Annotated in this window: 16 protein-coding genes, 1 rRNA gene and 1 riboswitch; of the genes, 12 read left to right on the plus strand and 5 right to left on the minus strand. The window is 45.3% G+C overall.

Annotated features, from left to right (window positions below; genetic code table 11):
• The first annotated feature begins 1 nt into the window (after position 1).
• From rrf to PQG66_RS22515, 4 genes are all read left to right on the plus strand, one after another.
• A 5S ribosomal RNA gene (gene rrf, locus PQG66_RS22500) occupies positions 2–118 on the plus strand.
• Positions 119–376: 258 nt separating this feature from the next.
• Positions 377–1,000 (plus strand): deoxynucleoside kinase, encoded by a 624-nt coding sequence (locus PQG66_RS22505; RefSeq protein ID WP_272040070.1) that lies wholly within the window; start codon positions 377–379, stop codon positions 998–1,000.
• Positions 997–1,653, plus strand: coding sequence for a deoxynucleoside kinase (locus PQG66_RS22510; RefSeq protein WP_272040071.1), 657 nt, complete (start codon positions 997–999; stop codon positions 1,651–1,653). The genes PQG66_RS22505 and PQG66_RS22510 overlap by 4 nt, the downstream gene beginning before the upstream one ends.
• Positions 1,654–1,908: 255 nt before the next feature.
• Positions 1,909–2,415 (plus strand): hypothetical protein, encoded by a 507-nt coding sequence (locus PQG66_RS22515; RefSeq protein WP_272040072.1) that lies wholly within the window; start codon positions 1,909–1,911, stop codon positions 2,413–2,415.
• Between the two features lie 225 nt (positions 2,416–2,640).
• On the opposite strand, the gene PQG66_RS22520 is transcribed toward PQG66_RS22515, so the two are convergent.
• The 4 genes from PQG66_RS22520 to thiM all read right to left on the minus strand — a co-directional run bounded on the left by PQG66_RS22520 (position 2,641) and on the right by thiM (position 6,075).
• Entirely contained in the window at positions 2,641–3,384 is a 744-nt protein-coding gene (locus PQG66_RS22520) for a MerR family transcriptional regulator (RefSeq protein ID WP_272040073.1), read from the minus strand.
• A 404-nt stretch (positions 3,385–3,788) separates the two neighbouring features.
• Positions 3,789–4,454: a thiamine phosphate synthase gene (gene thiE, locus PQG66_RS22525; protein ID WP_272040074.1), complete on the minus strand. Its 666-nt coding sequence runs from the start codon at positions 4,452–4,454 to the stop codon at positions 3,789–3,791.
• Entirely contained in the window at positions 4,454–5,266 is an 813-nt protein-coding gene (thiD, locus tag PQG66_RS22530) for a bifunctional hydroxymethylpyrimidine kinase/phosphomethylpyrimidine kinase (RefSeq protein WP_272040075.1), read from the minus strand. The genes thiE and thiD overlap by 1 nt, the downstream gene beginning before the upstream one ends.
• Entirely contained in the window at positions 5,263–6,075 is an 813-nt protein-coding gene (gene thiM / locus PQG66_RS22535) for a hydroxyethylthiazole kinase (protein WP_272040076.1), read from the minus strand. The genes thiD and thiM overlap by 4 nt, the downstream gene beginning before the upstream one ends.
• A gap of 248 nt (positions 6,076–6,323) precedes the next feature.
• A riboswitch (TPP riboswitch) is annotated at positions 6,324–6,425 on the minus strand.
• A gap of 227 nt (positions 6,426–6,652) precedes the next feature.
• Here thiM and PQG66_RS22540 point away from each other — a divergent pair.
• The 3 genes from PQG66_RS22540 (at position 6,653) to PQG66_RS22550 (ending at position 9,619) form a co-directional block, all read left to right on the plus strand.
• Positions 6,653–7,534, plus strand: a complete 882-nt coding sequence (locus PQG66_RS22540; RefSeq protein ID WP_272040077.1) for a radical SAM/SPASM domain-containing protein — start codon at positions 6,653–6,655, stop codon at positions 7,532–7,534.
• A 366-nt stretch (positions 7,535–7,900) separates the two neighbouring features.
• Positions 7,901–8,569, plus strand: a complete 669-nt coding sequence (locus PQG66_RS22545) for a pectate lyase (RefSeq protein ID WP_272040152.1) — start codon at positions 7,901–7,903, stop codon at positions 8,567–8,569.
• A 348-nt stretch (positions 8,570–8,917) separates the two neighbouring features.
• Positions 8,918–9,619 (plus strand): ankyrin repeat domain-containing protein, encoded by a 702-nt coding sequence (locus PQG66_RS22550; RefSeq protein ID WP_272040078.1) that lies wholly within the window; start codon positions 8,918–8,920, stop codon positions 9,617–9,619.
• Between the two features lie 150 nt (positions 9,620–9,769).
• On the opposite strand, the gene PQG66_RS22555 is transcribed toward PQG66_RS22550, so the two are convergent.
• Positions 9,770–10,732: a copper amine oxidase N-terminal domain-containing protein gene (locus tag PQG66_RS22555; RefSeq protein WP_272040079.1), complete on the minus strand. Its 963-nt coding sequence runs from the start codon at positions 10,730–10,732 to the stop codon at positions 9,770–9,772.
• A 214-nt stretch (positions 10,733–10,946) separates the two neighbouring features.
• Here PQG66_RS22555 and PQG66_RS22560 point away from each other — a divergent pair, with 214 nt between their 5' ends.
• The 5 genes from PQG66_RS22560 to PQG66_RS22580 all read left to right on the plus strand — a co-directional run bounded on the left by PQG66_RS22560 (position 10,947) and on the right by PQG66_RS22580 (position 17,587).
• On the plus strand, positions 10,947–12,605 hold the full coding sequence (locus PQG66_RS22560; RefSeq protein ID WP_272040153.1) for an outer membrane protein assembly factor BamB family protein: 1,659 nt from the start codon (positions 10,947–10,949) through the stop codon (positions 12,603–12,605).
• Positions 12,606–12,763: 158 nt separating this feature from the next.
• Entirely contained in the window at positions 12,764–13,573 is an 810-nt protein-coding gene (locus tag PQG66_RS22565) for a methionine ABC transporter ATP-binding protein (protein ID WP_272040080.1), read from the plus strand.
• Positions 13,570–14,241: a methionine ABC transporter permease gene (locus PQG66_RS22570; protein ID WP_272040081.1), complete on the plus strand. Its 672-nt coding sequence runs from the start codon at positions 13,570–13,572 to the stop codon at positions 14,239–14,241. The genes PQG66_RS22565 and PQG66_RS22570 overlap by 4 nt, the downstream gene beginning before the upstream one ends.
• 128 nt (positions 14,242–14,369) lie before the next feature.
• Positions 14,370–15,209 carry a MetQ/NlpA family ABC transporter substrate-binding protein gene (locus tag PQG66_RS22575; RefSeq protein WP_272040082.1) on the plus strand — a complete coding sequence of 280 codons (840 nt, stop codon included), beginning with the start codon at positions 14,370–14,372 and terminating at the stop codon, positions 15,207–15,209.
• A 392-nt stretch (positions 15,210–15,601) separates the two neighbouring features.
• Positions 15,602–17,587: a methyl-accepting chemotaxis protein gene (locus tag PQG66_RS22580; RefSeq protein ID WP_272040083.1), complete on the plus strand. Its 1,986-nt coding sequence runs from the start codon at positions 15,602–15,604 to the stop codon at positions 17,585–17,587.
• Positions 17,588–17,696 lie beyond the last annotated feature (109 nt).

Consider the following 17,696-nt stretch of genomic DNA (forward strand, 5'->3'; position numbering starts at 1 on the left):
GTTTGGTGGCGATGGCGGAGGGGTTCCACACGTACCCATCCCGAACACGACCGTTAAGCCCTCTAGCGCCGATGGTACTTGGACCGCAGGGTCCTGGGAGAGTAGGAAGCCGCCAAGCAAACCAAGGCACACTTGATGATATCAGGTGTGTCTTTTTGCATAGGAGCTTAATTATTATGCTTAATCATTATCAGATAAGATAAGATGAGATGAGATGTAATTAAAATTAGATCCACGACAAGCATGGCTGGTCACTTCGCTGAGACTTATTTTATACATAAAATAACTGCCCTTACAATGCCCTTAGCTGTGATACAATAGGTGGGGTCTATATAGAAACGGAACACGCATACGTACGAGGAGGAACAGTAACAGAATGAAATCAGCACCATTTATAGCCGTTGAAGGTCCGATTGGAGCAGGGAAAACAACACTCGCTACAATGCTTTCCCACGAACTAAACCTCCCATTGGTAAAAGAAATTGTTGAGGAGAATCCATTTTTGGCCTCCTTCTATCAGAATATTGATGAGTGGAGTTTCCAGCTCGAGATGTTTTTTCTCTGTAACCGCTTCAAGCAACTGGAGGACACGGGTGCACACTTTATTGAGCAAAACAGCCCGGTCGTTTCGGATTACCATATCTATAAAAATATGATTTTTGCTGAACGTACCTTAAAAGGAACAAAGCGGGATAAATATCGCCAAATCTATCATCTATTAACCGATGACTTGCCAAAACCGAACCTGGTACTTTATATCGAAGCTGAGCTGGATACTTTAATGTATCGGATTAATAAACGGGGGCGCTCCTTCGAGCAAGACATGGATCCTGCTTATATGGAACAGTTAATAGCAGACTACAAAACAGGCATGGAGTATTTGGCCAATGGCTCGAATCCGCCAGTTATTCTCAAAATTGATGCGGAGAAGCTTGACTTCGTAGAACATCCGGAGCATTTCAGACAAATTGTTAATCAAGTAAAGGAGCTTATCATATGAATAACTATGGCATTCCAGCGAATGCATTAATTACGGTAGCAGGTACGGTAGGGGTGGGGAAATCCACACTGACGGCAGCACTGGCTGACCGTTTGAATTTCAAAACTTCTCTGGAGCAGGTTGACCACAACCCCTATTTGGAAAAATTCTATCATGATTTTGAGAGATGGAGCTTTCATCTGCAAATCTACTTCCTTGCGGAGCGTTTCAAAGAGCAGAAAAAGATTTTCGAGATGGGTGGCGGTTTTGTTCAGGATCGCTCTATCTATGAAGATACGGGCATCTTTGCACAGATGCATGCCGATCAGGGAACGATGTCTGCCACCGATTTTGAGACCTATAGTAGCTTGTTTGAAGCGATGGTCATGACGCCTTATTTTCCACACCCGGACGTTCTAATCTATCTGGAAGGCAGTTTGCCATCGATTCTGAACCGGATTACGGAACGTGGACGTGAGATGGAGATTCAGACAGACCGCTCGTATTGGGAACATATGCATGAGCGCTATTCCGTGTGGATTGACCAGTTTACAGCGTGCCCTGTGCTACGTCTAAACATCGATGAATATGATGTACATGACCCGGCTTCGGTTGATACTATTCTGGAGAAAATTGCAACGGTTATCAAACCCTCTAAGGAAGCTCAGGTATAATTTTATATTAATTATTAATGAAATAAAGGTTATTAGAAATAGGCACCTCTTTTACAGTGTTCAGGCTGTAGAAGAGGTGTTTTTTAATGGTGAAATTGTATTAAAAATGAGGATATGGTAATGAGGTAGGCGCAATTGTCTGTATTTTAGTATTAAAATATAGAAAGTTGTTGAAATTTGAAGTTTTTTGTGGTTCGATAGGAGAGGTGAATTCTGGAAATATAGTATAAGGATGACTCAGGAGGGAAAGACATCGTGGAAGAAAAGCAAGGGATTAAAATCGGGATGCCGATCATCGGGGGTTTGATTGCTGCCATACTGGGAGGTGTGGTATGGGCTACCGTTGCAGCTATGACGGAGTATGAGGTTGGACTAATTGCGATACTGGTTGGCGTGCTGTGCGGGTACGCTGTCGTGTTGTTCTCGAACAAACAAATTGCAACTGTGCACAAGATAATTGCTATTATTTTTTCGCTAGTGGGCATTTTGCTCGGTAAATACTTGACGGTGGTTTATTTTACATCGGAATTGCTTACGGATGCCAGTGTGCTGAAACTGGTGTTTGATGGAGAAATGATTAGTGCTTTTATTGAAACCATCCAGGAGTATTTTAGTGAACCTACAGATCTGTTGTTCATCGGTTTAGCTGTCCTGTCTGCTTGGCAAATTCCAGGGCGGATGGCAAAAACGAGCATGGCCTCAGAAGCACCTACCTCGGAGCAAGCATCTAATCAAGCATCGGATCAAACCCCAAAAGCATAAGATCTGGTCAATGGTGCAGAATGCGATGCGTCCGTAGTAAAACAGGAATATGAATGCTACAGAGTATAGCTGCAAAAGGAAAGCAAAGAGCAAAACATAATTAGAATAGAATTAGGGATCAGGGCGAATTTCGGAGTGGACATCGACAACCAGGATGATTCACATTGCGGCCGGAGTACGCTAAGATCCAAAAGGACGTAACGCCTTAGGCGTTACGTCCTTTTGTTATTGGTGCTGGTCAGCATATACAGCCATGGCATTACACATGAATTGTGCCAGACCCTCACCAAATTGGTCTATATTCCGTGTGAAACGTTCATCTTCTACATACATCTGACCAAGTACTTTGAAGGCTTCTGGAGAATAGCTTCCAATTTGGTTCAGATACAGGTACCATTGTTTCATCTCGGCCTGTACTTCTGCAGACTCAGGTGCAGTGTGGCGAAGTGCTGCCAAACGTCTGAAGATGTCGTTCATCTGCTCAGACAGCTCTTTTTGTTTATCCGCAGGTTGATGAACTGTTTTGCGGTTTGCCTCATCGATGGCATGGTCACCCCAGCGTTGACGAGCTTCCTGTTCGTACGGATTATCACTAAAATTAAAGCCTTGGAATTGTTCTTTAGCAGTCATTTGAATTTCTCCTCTCAGGTGTAATACGGTTTTATCGATCGTTGCGATGATTTGATCCAGACGCTGGCGTTTTTCCAGCAAAATGAGCTTATGCATATGCAGTGCTTCCTCTGCATCAAAGGCGGGGTCATCTATAATATTTTTGATTTCTTTTAGCGAAAAACCAAGCTCTTTGAAAAACAGGATCTGCTGTAATCGTTCCAGATTGGCATCGGAATACATTCGATATCCGGCAGCGGTAGTCTCATCCGGGACAAGCAACCCGATCTCGTCATAGTGATGCAGTGTGCGCACACTGATGGATACAAGTTCGGAGACTTCTTTTACTTTCATGGCCATAAGTAAACCTCCTTACAACATGAATTGTACAATGTCACGTTACGTGAGAGTCAACATGTTCATTGTATTATCTTTTAAATCCAGAAAAGATACCAGAAGCTCCGACAATTACATGTGATGCTTAACAAGCTGAAGTACATAGAACGTGTCCAAGATTTTGGATGGAGTATAGATGTAACAAAAGAGGCTAGTGCAGACAGGAAATAGGAGATAGGGAGTTGTTAGCCCCGATGGAGCTAAGGAGTTTCGTCTATATGGAAGTGTGAAGTTGACTTTAAAAGATCACATCAGAACTTGACGTTGAAAACTTACGTTGGCAGTTGACGAGAAGGAAATTGAATTGCATAAAGAAGGCTGCAGAAACCGCTGGTCTGCAGCCTTCTCTTGATCTGCGGGGAGCGCGGCTATGCCTGCTCCCTGTTCAGGATCGCAGCGAGCTGTGCCGCCGCTGCGCGTACATCGGCCGCACCTGCGATGGCGGAGATGACGGCTACGCCGTCGGCTCCAGCCGCCATCACAGCGGCCACGGTATCGGGCGTAATGCCGCCGATACCGACTACCGGAACTGCGATGCCTGCGGCGCGCAGTTCCGCAACTCCAGCGGGGCCCAGCACAGCGTGGGCATCCGCTTTGGAGCGCGTCGGATACATGGGTCCGACGCCAAGATAGTCTGCGCCCGCCTGCACGGCACGGCGGGCTTCCAGGGCGGAGTGGGCGGATACGCCAAGCATCCGCCCTTCTCCAATGCGGGCGCGTACCAGCGCCGCGTCCGCATCGTCTTGGCCGACGTGTACACCGTCGGCCTCTACCTCCACAGCCAGCTCCACATCATCGTTCACGATGAACGGTATCCCGTGCTGGCTGCACACCTCGCGAAGCCGCAACGCAAGCGCTGTGCGGGCTTCGCCTGTCAGAGCGCCAGTTCCCTTCTCACGGAACTGGAATAGCGTAATGCCGCCAGCAATGGCTTGGCGCAGCACCTCCACAGGGTCACGCGTCGTATTGACGCTACCCATGACTAAATATAATTGCAGAGCGCGACGCACCGTCTCCACATCCCATACGTGCATCAGCGTTCACCCCGCTGTCTCCGCTGATACGCAAAGTGATTCGTTGGTCCATGCCCGGCCCCGAATCCCAGCTCATCTTCAATGGCTGCCTGAATGAATGCTCGCGCGGTCGTAACGGCAGCTAGTACAGGAGAACCCTTCGCCAGTTCGGCCGTAATCGCAGCAGAGAACGTGCACCCGGTTCCGTGTGTATGACGTGTAACGACACGGAGGTTCTCAAGATAATGAAAGGTTTTCCCGTCATACATGACATCGACAACCATACCGCTGTCCACATCATGTCCTCCCTTAACTAAGGCATATGCTGTACCCATCTGCACCAATTGCTTCGCAGCTTCCTCTCGCTCGCTCAGGTTCCGAATAGACATCCCGGTGAGTAGTTCAGCTTCGGGAATGTTGGGCGTAGTAATCAGGGCATGGGGCAGCAACTCCTGAACAAGTGCCTGCACAGCCTCTTGCTGAAGGAGAGGTGCACCGCCTTTGGCAACCATAACAGGATCAATCACGAGATTGGTCCAGCCGTACTGCTGCCATTTTGTTGCGACAAGACGAATAATCTCGGCATTATACAGCATGCCCGTCTTGACCGCACACGGCTGAAAGTCAACGCCCGTAGAATCGAGCTGCTGGACGATACCATCGTAACTGATGGGGTAAACGCCTTGAACACCCGTTGTGTTCTGTGCAGCGATCGCTGTAATTACTGTCATTCCGTATACGCCAAGCTCCTGAAAGGTTTTGAGATCAGCCTGAATTCCGGCACCGCCGCCGTTATCAGACCCGGCAATCGTTAATGCTTGTACAATAGTCATCGTACACCTCCACGAATTTCATGAATTTGTGCATGCTGCAAAAGGTGTGCGGGTGTCACCTGTGCTAATTGATTTAATAATTCAATCTGGAAGCTGCCAGGCCCCTGATGACCTGTTCGTGCTGCAGCTTGTTCAGCGGCGACCCCGTAGAAAGCTACTGCCTCGGCTACACAGCGCAATAAATCGTCATCCTGATCTGCAATCGCAGCAAAAGCACCAATGACTGAGCTTAAAAGACAGCCAGCGCCAGTTACTTGGGTGAGCATGGGATGTCCGTTGTTTGCAAGGAACGTACGAAGTCCGTCTGTAATGATATCGTTTTGGCCGGTAATGACGACAATACAATTCAGTTGCTTCGCTGCCCGCTCTGCAATGTCGATCCGGTCACCCTCGCCAGCTCCTGCGTCCACACCTTTGATCGTCCAAGGTACACCAATGACATGGGCAACTTCGGCAATATTGCCGCGTAATACCGTGAGATGAAGCTCGCGAACCAGCATCTGGGCCGTATCCGTGCGATATGTCGTGGCTCCTGCGCCAACAGGATCAAGTACGACAGGCACATGATGAGCATTGGCGGATTGTCCTGCCAGACGTATAGATTGAACAACCCTTTCATCCAAAGTACCGATGTTCAGGACGACTGCTCCCGCTATGCGGGCTACGTCAGCAACTTCTTCATGGGCGTAGGCCATAAACGGTGAGGCACCAAGAGCCAGCAGACCATTCGCTGTAAAGGGTGCAACGACAAGATTCGTAATATTATGAACCAAAGGATTCCGCGTACGTACACGTTCAAGATAAGACATCTTCATTACCTCCTTGATCTAGTTACTCGGGATATGAGAGACAAACGTACAAAGTGAGCCATGTTCTAATCCAGACAATCCATAGGGCGAGAATCAGCAAGCAGAAGTGCATATTGGATTACAGCCTACGCATCGACAATAATCACCAAATATAAAAAAGCCCTACCCATTTCCGGAGAAATGAGCAGAGCTATAGGTTAAACATTGAAGTGGTTCCCCATGTTAGATAGAGGGGAAACCTACTATTCATAAAAGCCGCTCCACTTCCCTCCGCTGGTATGATCCAGATCAGGTTCAAAGGGTCCGAATGTACGATTCGTCTCAGCCGCAAGGCTCCCCCAGTGCAAATGTTAAATTATGAAGTTATGTCCCCAGCATATATCACATCCTGCTCCTATGTAAAGAGTGCTGGCATTTACGTCTTGAAACTGGAGTGGAGATGTACTGGATCTTCTATTGATCCGCTATTCCGATTTACCTTAGCTCACTAACCCGATATAATGGAGAATGGCTCATATGGCCGTACTACGAATGAGGGCAGGACAGTTGTTCCTCCCGGCAGAATGGGGACCCTGAGTTGAAAACGTTCAAGAAAGTATATATTGAGATCACCAGTATCTGTAATCTGGCATGCAGCTTTTGTCCACAAACGAAGCGCGCCAAAGGATTTATCGACCCTGAAGTTTTTAATCATATATTGGATCAAATTAAACCGCATACCAAACATATTTATCTGCATGTGAAAGGGGAGCCATTGCTTCATCCGAAAATTGACCTGTTGCTGGATATGGCCCATGCCAAAGGTTTTAAAGTAAACATTACGACGAATGGCACATTATTACCTAAAACGCAGCATAAATTATTAGGTAAACCTGCTCTGAGACAGATGAATTTCTCGCTACACAGCTTCGACGGACATGAAGGTTCTACGGATCGTGAGGGCTATCTGGGCAACATTTTGTCTTTTGTTCGTGAAGCCGTGAAACATAATGTTATTGTTTCATTCCGACTATGGAACCTTACCCAGGATAATTTTACGAATGCTCAGATGAACCGAAATCGAGAGACACTTGAGGTGCTGGAGCGAGAATTTAATCTGGATTTTAAGATTGAAGAAAAGGTCGTTCCGGGTAGTGGCGTAAAAATTGCACCCAATGTATACCTGAATCAGGATCATGAATTCCAGTGGCCAAGTCTGGATGCACCTGAAGATGATGGCAAAGGCTTCTGTCATGCGTTGCGTAATCAAGCCGCTGTACTGGTGGATGGAACCGTCGTTCCATGCTGCCTGGATGGAGAAGGTGTAATCAACCTTGGTAATATCCATGAGAAATCTTTTTCTGAAATTGTGGATGGGGAGCGGGCGAACAATCTGGTCTATGGTTTTTCTAAACGAGAAGCTGTAGAGGAACTGTGCCGGAAGTGTGGATACCGTCAGCGGTTCGGAGCCGGAGCTTAAGGCTTGCTTCAGGAAGAAGCATACAGTAAACATGCATATTCGAGGGTACATCATTATCCAGGACAAAGTATAGCCCAGATGCCCAGTGTTACAAACAATGTATGGGATACTAGAGAGATAAAAACAGCATATCGCCAGTTAATATCGGTATAACTCAACAAAACCATATGTGATAACGGTCAAAGCATCATCTGATTTGATGCTAAATAATGTAAATCTGATCTAAAGATTATTCCTGTAATCTTCTTTTTTTTGTAGGATAAGGTCAGGTCCCGGGTAGTGATGAACTTCTTCACTTCTTCGGTTCCGTGAGACAAGCCTGTGGCTTGCAGACGAATCCATTCATATTAAGGGAGGATGTTGATGATGAAAAAGATGTTAACACTGTTGTTGTCCGCTGGTCTGGTAGCTTCTATATTTGGTGCTATGCCTGCGGCGGCCGCGCCAACCGTTGTGAATTCAACGATTGTTGTACCTAAAGGTACGACATATGATGGTCAGGGGAAAACTTTTGTGGCCAACCCATCTACCTTGGGCGATGGATCTCAAGCCGAGAATCAGAAGCCAGTCTTTCGTTTGGAAGCAGGTGCTACACTGAAAAATGTCATCATCGGTGCGCCAGCAGCAGACGGTGTACATTGTTATGGTAACTGCAATATTTCAAATGTCGTGTGGCAGGATGTGGGAGAGGACGCATTGACACTGAAATCCTCTGGAACGGTCAATATTACAGGCGGTGCAGCATATAAAGCGTACGACAAAGTGTTCCAGATGAATGCTTCGGGTACGATCAATATCAAAAATTTCAGAGCGGATGATATTGGCAAACTGGTGCGGCAAAATGGAGGAACGTCCTACGCGGTTAATATGACGCTGGATAGCTCAGATATTTCAAATGTGAAAGATTCTATAATGCGTACAGATAGCAGCAGCACACAAGGGCGAATCACTAATACACGTTATTCCAAAGTGCCGACGCTCTTTAAAGGATTCGCTTCAGGTAAAACGAGCCAGTCCGGCAATACACAGTATTAGACTGCAATGGTCCTATGGCTAAGATGTAATTACTGATTTGATTCATCAGTCTTGGTCTATCCATCAGTCAACCTATTCAATCATTGCGTTCATTAAAAGTTCGTTGTATTCATAGGCATGTTACTTTTGGTTGAAAAAGGACATGCATCAAACAGGTTGAAGCAGAGGAGGGTGCTGCTTCAACCTGTTTTTCTGTTTTCTAACTGTGTGGCAATATAGTAGAATCTTAGATTACCCATAGGGAAATAAGAAGTATCTTGTGATAACATGTGTACTAACTCACCAATTGCATGGTTAAAAAGGGGTGCAGTAATCCATTATTGTAGTGTAGAGCAGTAAGGAGGTCGTATGAACAAAAATATAGTATGGATCATTCTGGTCAGCTGTGTACTGCTTATACAAGGTTGTACATATGAGAACAGTGACTCGAAAGAGGGGAAGAACATGGCTTCACTAGATCAACAATTATTGAGTGCTGCTGAGGCAAAAGATAAGGAAAGCATAGAGAAGCTTATTCAGCAGGGAGCGAATGTACAGGTTCAGGATCAGGACGGTAGAACACCACTGATGATTGCAACCTATAATCATGATGTGCAATCTGCCCAAAAGTTAATTGAGGCAGGTGCAGATGTGAACATACAAGATCATATGTTAAATAGTCCGTTTCTGTATGCAGGTGCTGAGGGATATCTGGATATTTTAAAGCTGACTATTCAGGCAGGAGCAGACCCTACCATAACGAATCGTTACGGAGGAACTGCACTTATACCCGCTTCGGAGCATGGATACGTAGAAGTAGTTCGAGAGCTTCTGACTCAAACCTCGATAGACGTGAATCATGTAAATCGTTTAGGGTGGACAGCGCTGCTGGAGGCGATTATTCTAAACGATGGCAATGAACGACAGCAGGAAACGATCGAATTACTCATTCATCACGGAGCAGATGTAAACTTAGCTGATGGTGATGGGGTGTCTCCTCTCCGTCATGCCCGAGCTAAAGGCTTTAAGGAAATTGAAGAAATATTGATTCGAGCGGGTGCAAAAAAGTGACATAGGCTTTGATCTCGATCATTTATCTATCTATGCCGCACATATGTAAACATACCAAAACGAGAGAAGCATAGAATACAGCTTCTCCCGTTTTTTTGGTTTATTGGCAGTGTACATTGGAATACACCGTGTTTTCTTTACAAACGAAAATTACTTCTCCCCAGGAACCTCTACAATTATTTTACCTTCGGGCGAAGCAACAGTGCCGCTTTTTACCGAGCCAGATTTGTTGATGATTTCATAAGTTGTTTCATCCGCCATACGGGAATATTTGAAAGATACAAGGGTTTTACCCGCGACAGAAGGTCGGGTTCCAGCTTCAGCTACGGATTTGGTTTTGATAAAGAACAGATCACCGATAATTCCAGCTTGTTTGCCCAGATTTGCTTGCCATTTCAGCATGGCACTGCCGTTAGCAATGGTATAATAGCTCACCAGATCGTTATCCTGAATCATGAAGAAACGGTCTTTTTTGCCTTGTTCAAAAATATATTTGGTATTTGAATCTGTTGGACCAAGTGGATTTTTTAATTGCAGACGAGGTTGACCGAGATTCGAGAAACGTGGCAATTGCAGCGCTGCTTCACGGGCAACTGTCAGATCGGAACCGTTGTAATCTTTAACTGCCGAAGCATTGGTATTGTAGATGTAAGCTTCTTTCGCAACTTGATCCCATCGTACTTGTGCGCCAAACGTTTCACCAATGGCACGAAGTGGCAGCATGGCTTTTCCTTTAACTAGGATTGGAGCAGAAGACAGGGTTGCATTGGTTCCGTTTTTCTTCATAGTTTTGCTATTCGGTGTTAACACGTACTTGTCACTGCCGGCCTTGATGCTGATTTGTTTGCTTTTATTATCATATCCGAAAGTGTAGTCTCCAAGAAATTGAAGTTCAGTCAGTGCGATGTAGGTGACACCTTGACGGATGACTACATCATATTCTGCAGGCACATTATTAATATAAGCTGTTGGTTTAACCGTTGCAGCTGCTTCAGCCACCGTTGGAGTGAATAGGGCAGGTGCCGCTCCTGCGGTTAAAATCGAGGCGGCAAGCATCATTTTCCACTTCTTTTGCTTCCATACAGGAGTGTTAGAAGGTGTTGTTTTTTTCATGATCATTCTCCTTTCAAACATTAGACGGGCTGACTATCCCAAAAGTTGCATATTATTGGAACATCCCTAAAAATATTAACCCAAATTTTTCATATTAAACTTCAAAGTCATAGCCGTTATGAATTTTTCGATATCTTTGTAGATGAGGTGTAACTTTTCAACATAAAGAGTGTTTTACATGAAAATACGTCTATGTGGGAGATGAATGCATGTGATGAAGAGGTCTCGCTGTCAAACGGTAGTTCAGATTTGCAGTATGATCCTAACGGGGATCGGCGTGATGTTGCTAACAGGATGCATAATGCCAGAAGCTCAAAAGAATACATTGGACACCGTTTCAACGACCTCAACCTCAACGTTATCTCCAGACTCAACCGAACAGATCTCTGTCAAAGACTCCTATACAAAGGGAGAACGAATAATTTTACAAGAAGGTTTGCCATTATTCAGTGAACGAGAAGATAATCACGTTGCAGTGGATCAGATGAAACTTACCCATCGCGTAACTCCTTATATTACTCAGATTGTCGCTGGTAAGTCTATTCCACAAACGCTATCTTGGAAGCCTACATGGGTGAATCAAGGGGATCTGAACTATACTTTTTTACAAGCAGGGACAGATGAAGTACTTCTAATGAAAGGAGATGATGGTGGATTCAGCGGTATGCATCATGATGATTCCTACTACGCGCTGGATCGGTATACAGGAAAAACGTTGTGGAGGATTCATAACGGATATGGCCCTGCTCAAGCGCTTTTAAATACGAAGCGAGATGCCGTTACGCTATTCACAAGTTATGACACGAATCGTAAGCAATATCTGGATCGTGTGCGTCACATCAACCTCAAAGACGGAAAGCTTCTATGGGAATATAAAACCGAGAAAGGTAAGAAGCGAAATAACAGTACGAACAAGAAGAATACTGTTAACGATATACCGAAGGTAAATGGCATTCAGGCTGCCCGAAATGTAGTTATAGTGGATACCTCGGCAGACGAAGGCTCCAGCAAAGGATGGATTCATGTACTGAATAGTTCAAACGGTAAACGGTTATGGAGCAAGAAGTTAACGGCAGGTTATCAATTGGTTAATCGGAGTGCCGATGAGCCCTACGTTTTGTATCGGGAGGGAGACCAGTTGATTGCCGCAGATCCTCTAACAGGACGGACGATATGGCAGATTAAAGCAGAACCATCCACGATAGATCATATTGAAAATAATCCTTATTTTGATGGCATCTATCGTGATGATCCCTTTGGATCAGTCTCACTTCAACGCTGGATGCTATTAGATGATCAATGGGTGCTGCTCGATCTGACCTCAGGCAAGAAACTTTCTCATTTCCCTGCTCGTGCAGGCCAGCAATTAGAAGTGCTGAATGATGGTAGGGTGCTAATTCGTGAAAATAAAAAAGGATATCTTTATGGTGAGTATGTAGACTATACGACATCCTTATTTGATCCGAATACAGGGAAGACCTCCTGGATCCTTAAAGCGAAGATTGAACGGGGACTGGTGGAAGAAAATCAAATCTATGTAATCATGAACGGATATCCTGCGGCTCTCAAATATCGTACGGGGGAGACTGTCTGGAGTGCTAAGGCATCTATTGGTGCCAGCCCGTCTTCTACTAACCAGGGCAGCTATCTGTTGATCGGAGAACGCCTGCTGCTTCCATTGTATGATGATTTACTGGTGATGGATAAAAAGACCGGAGTTTTGCTGGGGCGTATACATGATGTAGTCATGGGTACCCCGGAGCATCGGGATCGGGACGCCAAGAATGGCATGATCAATCGAATCGACGTTCAGGTGTACATCGGATCAGCTAATGGACACTTCCGTGCATTTCCAGTCAGCGGATTGAAGTAACGATCTCCCCCTAAGAGCTTGTTTCGGTCGTCATGTTGCTATATTATAAATGGATAGGACTGCTCGCGCTCCGGATATCGGCTGTGCGGGCTTTCTTCATGTGTTCTTGAAAGATTTCTGAAAGAACCATACATGATTTTTCACGGGAGGGAATCTCCATGATTTCATTATATGGTGTAAGTAAAAGATTCAACGAACGGGGTCCCGATGCCGATCAGGGATTCCAAGCTTTGCAGTCCGTCTCACTAGAAGTGGGCCGGGGCGAGATTCATGGTATAATTGGCTCCAGCGGCGCGGGCAAGTCTACCTTGCTGCGGATGATCAACGGTTTGGAGCAACCTGATAGCGGAGAAGTTATTGTGAATGGTCAACATTTAGAAGGAATGAAAGAGCGAGACCTTCGCAAGGCTCGGCAATCGATCGGTATGATCTTCCAACATTACAATCTTGTCAGTAACCGGACAGTGCTGGGCAATGTGAGCATGCCGCTAGAACTGGCGGGGATATCACGTTCAGAGCGGCGAGAGCGTGGAATGGAGATGTTGCGATTCGTGGGCCTGGAGGATAAGGCACATCAGTATCCTGCTCAGCTCAGCGGAGGGCAGAAACAGCGTGTGGCCATTGCCAGAGCACTTGCCAATCATCCGGCTGTATTGCTCTGCGATGAGCCAACATCCTCGCTTGACCCGCAAACAACAGGTGGAATACTAGATGTGCTGCGTCATGTGAACGAGACAATGGGCATGACAATTGTGATTGTTACCCATGAGATGGAAGTGGCTCGTAGATTATGTCATCGGATTTCGGTGATGAAGGAGGGGCAGATTGTACGAACCCTGTCTGACTCCGAAGTTCGCAGCATCCCGGCTCCACAGCCCGATCTGCTCACTTCATTGCTTGCAGGTGAAGACTTCGCAGGAACGGAACCTGTTGCCCAGCATCTGACGGAACAGGAGGGCGAACGATGATGTTACCAGAGTCTGTGCTTAAATATCAGGACGAGATATGGCAGGCCATTGGTGAGACATTTGTAATGGTGGGGATTTCCATTACAGCAGCTATTTTGGTTGGTTTACCTCTCGGGACGTTATTGTACCTGTTTCGGAGAGGGCAGCGATATCAGAATCGAGTATTATTTACGGTGTTAGGAAGTCTCGTTAATATTATTCGTTCCTTTCCGTTCTTGCTGCTAGTCGTATTTATGATTCCATTCACTCGTATGGTTGTTGGCACATCCATCGGTACGTTAGCTGCGACGGTGCCTCTGTCAGTTATCGCTATCGCTTATTATGCCCGCTTGGTCGAGCAGGCTCTGCTCGACGTGCCGAAGGGTGTAATTGAGGCGGCCTCGTCTATGGGAGCCTCGACGGTGCAGCTTGTCTTTAAATTCCTGTATGTGGAGGCTAGATCGGGTCTTGTACTGGGACTTACCACGGCAACGATCAGTTTTATATCATATTCTACAGTCATGGGAATCGTAGGTGGCGGCGGAGTTGGCGATTTTGCCATTCGCTACGGTTACCAGCGTTTCGAAAGTGAAATCATGATATTCATGATTATTATTATGATTATTCTGGTGCAGATGATTCAGTTTACAGGTAATCGACTATCCCGCTTTCTGGATCGAAGGTCATAAGAACAGCAGTGAGTGTTTAACAAAGCGCGCGCAGTCTCCAACAGCAATCTGAGTTACAAGAAGGACATTTACACCGAGGAATAATCAAGAAACACAAACTAAGGACATAGAGAAGGGGTAAACATTCAATGAAGGCAAAATTATTACTTACATTACTTGCAGTTATGCTGGTCGTATCCGCTTGTGGGAAAAAAGAAGAAACACCGGCTGCTGAAGGTGCAAAACCAGAATCACAAGCAGGACAGGAAGTCACACTGAAAATAGCTACATTAATTCCACCAATGACAGATGTGCTGGATATTGTTAAACCGCTCCTTAAAGAGGACGGTGTCAATCTGGAGATTGTCGTGTTATCAGATAACGTACAGCCTAACACTGCACTTGCAAACAAGGAAGTGGATGCCAACTTCTTCCAGCATGTTCCATATATGAAGCAGTATAACGAGGCGAACAATGCTAATCTGGTAGCCGTACAGCCTATCTACAATGCGATCTACGGTGGTTACTCCAAGAACTATAAATCCATTGATGAACTGCCGGAAGGTGCAACGATTGCGATCGCAAACGATCCATCGAATATCGGACGTTCTCTCGTGATGCTGGAGCAAAATGGCCTGATCAAGCTCAAAGAGGGTGTAGGCTTCGATGCTACGCAAGCGGACATCACGGAGAATAAAAAGAATTTCAAATTCCAGGAAGTGGATCTGTTGATGCTTGCCCGCATGATGGATGATGCTGATCTGGTAGCGATGACTCCGGCATATGCGAGTCCACTTGGCCTTACGCCAAAAAAGGATGCATTGTTGATCGAAAAGGATGACTCCCATTTTGCCATTACCATGGTTGCACGTGAGGATAACAAAGATTCAGAGGCCATCCAGAAGCTGGCTAAGCGTATGGCGGGTCCAGAAGTCAAAGCGTTCTTCGAAGAGAAGTACGCAGATATCGTTATCCCGGCATTTGAATAGAAAAGTACGATAAATCAATATGCACAATAAATTTTAAGATCTGAGCATTATTGCTCAGATCTTTTTTTCTATGAAATTCACAAGCTACTAACAATTGTTTAGAAACTTAACAGTTTATTAATATCGCTAACATACTTTATGTATTATTTTTGCGTATAATGAATGAAAGTAGTTCAAAAGAATTATTTTCTATGAAAAATCAAGTGGTTTTATGTTGAAAAAAATGTCGTTTATAAGCTTTAAGACCTAATTTATAGTTACTCAGGGAAAAATCTGGATGAAGGATAGGGAAGGACGCTTCAACTTATAGTATGAAAAGGAGGGTTAGTCTCATCTCTAAGAGAGTCACACAGATCACACTATAACTTCATTGAGAAAAGAGGTAGACAAAATTGAAAAAAACAAACTGGTTCAGCAAGCTCCATAAAAATTTTAAGTCCAAGCTGGTGTTGGCTTTTATTGCCTTTTTGGCCATTCCTTCATTAAGTATAGGATTTTTATCGTACAGCAGTGCAAAAAATGAAGTTGAGAAGCAAATTTTACATAGTGCAATGGAAAATGTGAACCTGGCCAGTGCAACCATTGATCTCTCGATTAATGCTAAACGTTATCAGATCGAATATTATGCAGACATGCTCGCAGATGAATTAAAACGGGATGATGCCGAGACTCGGATTTTGGAGGAATTGAAGGGTTATGCTGCGCAAAATACGGATATCGTAAGTATTGGTCTGGGGACAGAAGCAGGGGTGTTTCATAATTCCTCCGATGGGGAGATGCCAGAAGACTACGATCCGAGGAAAAGACCCTGGTACATAGAAGCGATGAATAGTCCACAACAGGTTATTGTGACGAATCCGTATATTTCTGCCGAGACCAGTGAGATGACGATTACGATTTCGAAGGCACTTCGTGATCAATCAGGTGTAATCCAGCTGGATCTTGATTTGACAAGTCTTAGTAAATTAGTGAGTGGAATTAAGGTAGGAGAACAGGGATACCTGATTCTGTTGGATGCCAGCGAGAAATATGTCTATCACCCGACGCTTCAACCTGGAACAGATGCAACAGAAGATTTCTGGGCACAAGTGTACACGAATGAATCCGGCAGCTTCAACTACACTGTGGATCAGGTGGATCGAGTCATGTATTTTGCTACGAATGAATCTACACGATGGAAGGTCGCTGGTACGATGTTCTCTTCTGAAGTAGAGGATGCTGCTGCACCGATTCTGAATCGTATGATCATTGTTATTGTAGCTTTCCTCGTTATTGGTAGTGGTATTATCTGGTTGGTCATGAGTTCCATCATTAAACCGATCCGTCAGTTGAAGGATCAGGCGATTCAGGTGAGTACAGGGGATCTGACCCAGACCATTTCCATTGACAGCAATGATGAGATTGGTGAATTGAGTAATGCTTTTGGCGAAATGCAAAACAATCTGCGTGAGTTGATCCAAAATGTAGAGAAAAGCGCGGGTCAAGTCGTTACTTCATCGGAAGAAATGACTCAGAGTGCTGAATCGACCAGTGCGGCGAGTGAGCAGGTAGCACGAGCTATTCAGGAGATTGCGATGGGTGCCGAGAAGCAGACCCAGGGGATCGAACATAATCATGTGGCTATGAATGAAATTACGATTGGGATTACACGCATTGCCGAACGATCGATAGAAGTCGCTGATTTGGCTAGACAAACGAACGTACAGGCAGAAGAAGGCGGTAACACAGTCAAACAGACCGTGGGTCAGATGCAATCGATTCAAGAAACGGTAGCACAGACGAGTCAGATGATTCATGCGTTATACGAAAGATCACATAAAATCTCAGCGATCACGGAGTTAATCGGAAGTATGGCCAAGCAGACGAACCTCCTCGCTCTCAATGCATCCATTGAGGCTGCACGTGCAGGTTCGCATGGGAACGGATTCGCTGTTGTTGCAGCCGAAGTTCGCAAACTGGCAGAGCAATCTGGACATTCCGTCAATGAAATTGCTGTGCTGACGACGGCAGTCCATGAAGATATAGCGGCTTCCGTTCGTATGATGGAGAAAGTGACAAATGAAGTTGGAGAGGGTATGGAGATCTCAACAGAGGCAATCCACAAGTTTGAGCTTATTATGGATAGCATGCGGGAAACGACACCTCAGATTGAAGAGATTGCAGCTACTTCACAAGAAATCACGGCAGGAGTACAGGAAGTATCCGCTATGTCTAATGAACTTGCAGGCATCGCTTCGGACAATGCCGCAACTTCCGAGGAGGTCGCCGCTTCATCAGAAGAGCAACTGGCAGCAATGGAGCAGATTTCTTCATCCGCTCGTGGCCTGTCCTCCATGGCTGAACAACTGCAACGCATGATACAACGATTCAAGTATTGAGCAGTGTCAAAGAAGCCTTTCATTTTCCGAAATGCAATTAAATCATCAAAGATCAAAGACCGCCTCTGTTGAGGACGGTCTTTTGATGTTTTGTTTGTTTAAAAACGTG

The sequence above is a fragment of the Paenibacillus sp. JJ-100 genome, assembly GCF_948329825.1.
In the GTDB taxonomy this organism is placed as follows: Bacteria; Bacillota; Bacilli; order Paenibacillales; family Paenibacillaceae; genus Paenibacillus.

Bases quoted from the DNA above. Each gene is read 5' to 3' on its own strand.
- PQG66_RS22505 (WP_272040070.1), top strand. From the start codon at position 377: ATGAAATCAGCACCATTTATAGCCGTTGAAGGTCCGATTGGAGCAGGG.
- PQG66_RS22510 (WP_272040071.1), top strand. From the start codon at position 997: ATGAATAACTATGGCATTCCAGCGAATGCATTAATTACGGTAGCAGGT.
- PQG66_RS22520 (WP_272040073.1), bottom strand. From the start codon at position 3,384: ATGGCCATGAAAGTAAAAGAAGTCTCCGAACTTGTATCCATCAGTGTG.
- thiE (WP_272040074.1), bottom strand. From the start codon at position 4,454: ATGCACGTATGGGATGTGGAGACGGTGCGTCGCGCTCTGCAATTATAT.
- thiD (WP_272040075.1), bottom strand. From the start codon at position 5,266: ATGACTATTGTACAAGCATTAACGATTGCCGGGTCTGATAACGGCGGC.
- thiM (WP_272040076.1), bottom strand. From the start codon at position 6,075: ATGTCTTATCTTGAACGTGTACGTACGCGGAATCCTTTGGTTCATAAT.
- PQG66_RS22545 (WP_272040152.1), top strand. From the start codon at position 7,901: ATGAAAAAGATGTTAACACTGTTGTTGTCCGCTGGTCTGGTAGCTTCT.
- PQG66_RS22550 (WP_272040078.1), top strand. From the start codon at position 8,918: ATGAACAAAAATATAGTATGGATCATTCTGGTCAGCTGTGTACTGCTT.
- PQG66_RS22555 (WP_272040079.1), bottom strand. From the start codon at position 10,732: ATGAAAAAAACAACACCTTCTAACACTCCTGTATGGAAGCAAAAGAAG.
- PQG66_RS22560 (WP_272040153.1), top strand. From the start codon at position 10,947: ATGAAGAGGTCTCGCTGTCAAACGGTAGTTCAGATTTGCAGTATGATC.
- PQG66_RS22565 (WP_272040080.1), top strand. From the start codon at position 12,764: ATGATTTCATTATATGGTGTAAGTAAAAGATTCAACGAACGGGGTCCC.
- PQG66_RS22570 (WP_272040081.1), top strand. From the start codon at position 13,570: ATGATGTTACCAGAGTCTGTGCTTAAATATCAGGACGAGATATGGCAG.
- PQG66_RS22575 (WP_272040082.1), top strand. From the start codon at position 14,370: ATGAAGGCAAAATTATTACTTACATTACTTGCAGTTATGCTGGTCGTA.